Below are 4,570 nucleotides of genomic sequence, written 5' to 3' on the forward strand. Positions count from 1 at the left end.
CTCTATTCTGAATAGAGTATCTTTTTTTTGTGTGAGTGTATGTTTAAAAGTATTTTTTCGCACAACAAAAAGAGTGTGCGAGTGTGATAAAAAAAATTTTAACAGAGGGCGAGAAATTTTTTTGTCAGTTTTGAGAAGAAAAAATTAAAAAAGTGAAACGTAAATTTTTGATGTTGGGAATTTATTTGCTAGGCTAGTTAGCCGAAAGGCAACTCAAAGCGGAGCGACAGGAGTTGTTTTTCGCAACTGCCGACTAGCGAATAAATGGGACCCAATGTCCAAAAATTTTTTTGAATTTTTTCGTTTTAGTTTTGATGAAAACCGACTACGTAAATGAGTAGAGCGGTGTCATCAATCGGCGAGTAGCCGAAGTGTTTTTTTATTGCTCCAAGGGAGCAACCACCGCCCTGTTAGGGAGGTGAGGAGCCCTCTGCAAGAGCCCAATATTTTGTTGCGAAGTGACAAAATACGTATTGGGTTGCGTATTCTGTCAAATAACCTTGCGGTTTTCTTGCCAAATACTCTCTTCAACGGATATAATTTATCCATAAGATAAGGGAGGTTTTATAGTGGCGACAATTAGTTTTCATGTTGGGACAACGACTTCAATTAGTCATAATAATCGTCATCACGTGAGTGGGAATCCAGATATTGATTTAGATCGTTTGCATGAAAATATTTATTATGTTCAACGGGATATTAGAGAGGTATATTCAGAAAATTTTGATAAAGCAGTTAAAGAGTACAATGAAAAACAAAAACGTTCAGATCGAAAGATTGATGATTATTATTCTAAAATTTTGCATGACAAAAAAACTCATCATCAACGTGAATTGATTGTAGCTATAGGTTCGAAAGATGACGATACTGATGTGTATTCAAAAAATAGCTATCGAGAAATAAAAAAAAATATATTAGATAGCTACATGAAAGAATTCCAAGAGAGGAACCCAAATTTAAAAGTTTATAACGCTGTTATGCACCTTGATGAAGCAAATCCACACTTACATATCAATTATGTGCCAGTGTATGAAGCTAAACGTGGATTAAGCAAACGAGTAGGTCAAGATCAGGCACTAGAACAACAAGGATTTAAGAGTTTTGAGGAATGGCGAGAGCGTGAAACTTATGTTTTAGAAGAAAGAATGAATGATTATCGCCTTAATCGGCATTTTAAGGACACTGGAGAGCATTTAGGGGTTAAGGAGTATAAAACCATTAAAGACGATATAAAACGGCTTAGAGAGGAAGAAATAAACCTTGGATCGCGTGTTTATAGATTAAGAGAGTCTGTTCGTGACTATAACAATTTTGAAATCCCTCATAAAAAAACTTTACTTGGTGAAGTTAAAATGTTAGTTGATGATTTTGAGAAGTTTCAAAATTTAGTTAAATCAGCTCAAACTTATGATATTAACTATCGCAAGTTAGAACGAAAACAGGAAGAACTTGATGAACGAGAGCGTGGAGTTAAAGATCGAGAACGTCGTTTAGATTTAAAAGAATTAGACGATCCGATTCGTAATTACAGAATGAAAGCTTTAAAACTAGAAGAGGAGAATAAAAAATTACTAACTGAAAATCAAACATTAAAACAGACGGTTGATGAACAAACAAAAGAGATTGAATCGAAAGATACGTTGTTAAAAAATCTTTATATGATGATTCGTTCAGCTACGAGTATGATTCAACAAATTAGAGAGAAAGATGATAGTTTAAAGGTAAACAATCCACTTAGAGCATTTACTAAAACTCTTAAATCACAAGCATTAGAGTATTTAGCAGATATTAGAGTAGAGGTATCAAAAACTACTAGAACAATAGCTACAAAAAGAGTAGAGAGTGATTTTGAAAGAGAGGTTGGTAGATACTTCAAACAAACTTATGATTATCAACTAGATAGAATTGAACGAAGTCAACAGAGAGTGAAGAAGAAAAAGATAAGCGAACGAGGAATGGAGCGATAAAAATGACAGAAGTATATTTAAAACTGAACAAAGAGACAGAGCGATATGATTGTTATCGTGTGATGGATGACACGTATGTTAAGACGTTAAATTGTGGTAATTCGTTTATTTATATGCCTGAAGATGAAGATGTGGAAGTGCCTGGTCGCATTGAACACTCAATGAGTCATGGTTATTATTGGACTGATACAGAAGAATTTACAAGCAAGGGATTGTATAATGGCATGAGGGGGTATGTAGAGTAGTGGTTAAGGAATGTATTGGTTTGGGGTTTCAAGTTTTGAAGTTTGCAGCTATTGTTTTTGCAGTTGGTTTTAGGGGAATAAAAAAAGCTGATCGGTTAGGATCAGCTTTTTTGTTTTATGAAATTATTTAGAAAATAAAATAAGTAGATAGAAAAAAATAGGTTGCATGGGAGAACCTAAAAATAATTTTAAATGATTTTTTTAGATTTGAAAAGTTACGTGAGGGGAGAAAAAAAGCACCGATTAGGTGCTTTTTTAAGAACTCCGACAGGAGTTCTCTCCTTTACTTGATACTAATAGAAACAACTCACGCACCTAAAAATCACTCTTAGCCCAAGTGGTATCAACGTTTTTTGAGTTTTTTTTAGGGGGCTATTTGATATAGAAAAAGGACCGTATCTGTGTTATAATTACTTTGGGAGATATATAACAACAGAAGGGGGTCCTTTTTGTATTCAATAAAACGAAAAATTTTATTACATACAAAAGTATATTATGCAATTTAATAAAAATCAAGATAATTTCGCTTTAATCGATGATAGTAATATTTGTAAAAACATTTCTGATAATATTTTTGTTGATATTGATGATAATGGGGTTATTAGGAATGATTGGCAAGGAGATAAGCTGAAAAATTTAGAATTGACAGGAAGTTATGAGCGTTTAGGTGATAAGAAAAAAGCTTATCAGTGTTGTGATTGTGGAACTTATATGGAATTTAGTTATGATCCGATTACAAATAAACGAAAATTAAGAGTAGCTAATTTTTGTAAATTGAGGTTATGTCCTATGTGCATTAAGCGACGACAGAAGAAAATTTATCATCAGATGTCTAAAATTATGAATGAATTAGAAAAGGATTATGCTTTTTTATTTTTAACTTTAACTCAAAAGAATGTAACTGGAGATGAGTTGAAAGATGAAATTAGCCGTTTAACTAAGGGGTGGGATAGATTAGCTAAGCGTCGCCCATTTAAAAATGCAGTTAAAGGGTGGTTTCGAGCATTAGAGATTACTCATAATTTAGAGAAAAAAAGCTCAAATTATGATACTTATCACCCTCATTTCCATGTGGTTTTAGTAGTTAATAAAAGTTATTTTAAGAAAAAAGATTATATTAAACATGAAGAATGGAGACAGATGTGGCAAGAGTGTATGGAATTAGATTATTTACCACAGGTTAATATCAAAAGATTTAAGACAAGTGGTGAAAAAGAGTTAAAAAAATCAGTGTCTGAAGCCGTTAAGTATACAGTAAAAGATAATGATGTTTTAATCCCAGACAATCAGGAGTTACAAGATAAAACAGTAGCTATTTTAACAAAAGCAATTGCTAGAAGAAGATTAGTTGCTTTTGGAGGAGTGTTTAAAGAGGTTCATAAAAAATTAAATTTAGATGATGTTGAAGATGGTGATTTAGTAAATACAGATAGCGATGATCTACGAGAAGATGTGGGATATTATAGAGAGATAGTAATGTGGAATTTTGGGTATTCAAATTACTACATTAATGAAATAAAATTACCAGAGGAAGAGCAAAGCTAGATTTGCTCTTTTTGTGTTCTTCTAAAAATCGACAAGAAAGTAATACAAAAGATAGTTATAATTTTTTTGTTGATTCTTTTTAAGGAGGATGTTTGATGAAGAAAAAAATTGGAATTTGTTCAGCTTTATTATTAACTTTAGTGGGAGGGAATGGGATTCTAGCAGCAACTGATGCTAATGATTCAGATATTTCAACACCAATGGTTCAATCTGTTTTCCATGAAATGTTAGATGAAAATTCATGGTTAGTAAAAGCAGGTCTTTCTTGGTCTGGAAGTACTTATTTAACAAGTGGACAATGGTGTAATGTTATTTCTGATAATAATTTCTTTAATGCTAATGTTGAAGTAACTAATCAAGTAGGAAGTCCAGGTTCTATTACTGTTAGAATAGTTGATGGAAAAGGAAATTTATTAGTAGGGGAACAAACGATCGCAGTTGGTACAACGAAAAGATTTAGTGGTATTCCATGGAATAGTGGGACTTATATAGTTCAAGCTAAAGCTAAGACAACAGGAACTCATTTTTTCCATGTCACAAGTCGAGTTCTTTAATTTAATATCGAAAAGAGTAAATTTATTTTTGCTCTTTTTTTCTTTTTTTAGAATAAAAGAAGGTTCTAAAAGAATATGCTGTAACCATAAGAGTTACAGCAATTAAAATGAGAAGATACTCTATTCTGAATAGAGTATCTTTTTTTTGTGTGAGTGTATGTTTAAAAGTATTTTTTCGCACAACAAAAAGAGTGTGCGAGTGTGATAAAAAAAATTTTAACAGAGGGCGAGAAATTTTTTTGTCAGTTTTGAGAAGAAA

6 protein-coding genes are annotated in these 4,570 nt (G+C 32.2%); 5 read left to right on the top strand and 1 reads right to left on the bottom strand.

The window, feature by feature from the left end; all coding sequences use genetic code 11:
• Positions 1-569: 569 nt before the first annotated feature.
• The 5 genes from J6D32_RS06455 (at position 570) to J6D32_RS06475 (ending at position 4,311) form a co-directional block, all read left to right on the top strand.
• A complete protein-coding gene (locus J6D32_RS06455) occupies positions 570-1,967 on the top strand; it encodes a plasmid recombination protein (RefSeq protein WP_287467421.1) in 1,398 nt (465 codons plus the stop codon).
• Positions 1,968-1,969: 2 nt separating this feature from the next.
• Positions 1,970-2,212: a DUF5348 domain-containing protein gene (locus tag J6D32_RS06460; RefSeq protein ID WP_287467422.1), complete on the top strand. Its 243-nt coding sequence runs from the start codon at positions 1,970-1,972 to the stop codon at positions 2,210-2,212.
• Positions 2,212-2,343 (top strand): hypothetical protein, encoded by a 132-nt coding sequence (locus tag J6D32_RS06465; protein WP_287467424.1) that lies wholly within the window; start codon positions 2,212-2,214, stop codon positions 2,341-2,343. The genes J6D32_RS06460 and J6D32_RS06465 overlap by 1 nt, the downstream gene beginning before the upstream one ends.
• 364 nt (positions 2,344-2,707) lie before the next feature.
• Positions 2,708-3,757: a protein rep gene (locus J6D32_RS06470; RefSeq protein WP_287467425.1), complete on the top strand. Its 1,050-nt coding sequence runs from the start codon at positions 2,708-2,710 to the stop codon at positions 3,755-3,757.
• Positions 3,758-3,852: 95 nt separating this feature from the next.
• Complete coding sequence (locus J6D32_RS06475) at positions 3,853-4,311, top strand: hypothetical protein (protein WP_287467427.1); 459 nt, start codon at positions 3,853-3,855, stop codon at positions 4,309-4,311.
• 22 nt (positions 4,312-4,333) lie between these two features.
• Here J6D32_RS06475 and J6D32_RS06480 read toward each other — a convergent pair.
• Positions 4,334-4,570 (bottom strand): hypothetical protein (locus tag J6D32_RS06480; protein WP_287467428.1); only part of this gene is annotated, 237 nt, incomplete at its 5' end.

This window comes from Turicibacter sp. (genome assembly GCF_017941855.1).
In the GTDB taxonomy this organism is placed as follows: Bacteria; Bacillota_I; Bacilli_A; order MOL361; family Turicibacteraceae; genus Turicibacter; species Turicibacter sanguinis.

Excerpts from the sequence above, each read along its gene's own strand:
- J6D32_RS06470 (WP_287467425.1), top strand. The coding sequence starts at position 2,708 with ATGCAATTTAATAAAAATCAAGATAATTTCGCTTTAATCGATGATAGT.
- J6D32_RS06475 (WP_287467427.1), top strand. The coding sequence starts at position 3,853 with ATGAAGAAAAAAATTGGAATTTGTTCAGCTTTATTATTAACTTTAGTG.
- J6D32_RS06460 (WP_287467422.1), top strand. The coding sequence starts at position 1,970 with ATGACAGAAGTATATTTAAAACTGAACAAAGAGACAGAGCGATATGAT.